Raw genomic sequence first — 278 nt, 5'->3', positions numbered from 1 at the left:
CCGTTGGCAAGCCGCGTAGCCATTTCCTGAACCCGATCATCCAGCGCCTCGGGGGCGACTGCGTAATTGATCAGGCCGATTTTTTCGGCAAGCTCGGCGGTTAACGCATCACCGGTGAGCAAGTACTCTTTTGCTTTGGCAAACCCGACCAATTGAGGCCAGATCGCTGCCCCACCGTCGCCCGCAACGAAGCCAACAGCGACATGTGGGTCACCAATCTTGGCCGGCAACGCCGCGTAGCTGATATCGCAGTACAACGCCAGGGTCGCGCCCAGGCC

At 60.4% G+C, this 278-nt stretch carries 1 protein-coding gene; it reads right to left on the bottom strand.

The annotated features are described in order from the left end of the window. A partial coding sequence (locus R0J88_RS19740) for an enoyl-CoA hydratase/isomerase family protein (protein WP_410900838.1) occupies positions 1–278 on the bottom strand: 278 nt, incomplete at both ends.

Origin of the sequence: Pseudoalteromonas sp. SIMBA_162 (assembly GCF_046535955.1) — a bacterium.
Lineage (GTDB): Bacteria > Pseudomonadota > Gammaproteobacteria > Enterobacterales > Alteromonadaceae > Pseudoalteromonas > Pseudoalteromonas marina.
Note: the sequence above shows the minus strand (reverse complement) of the source record. Positions and strands in the feature narration are given on the sequence as shown.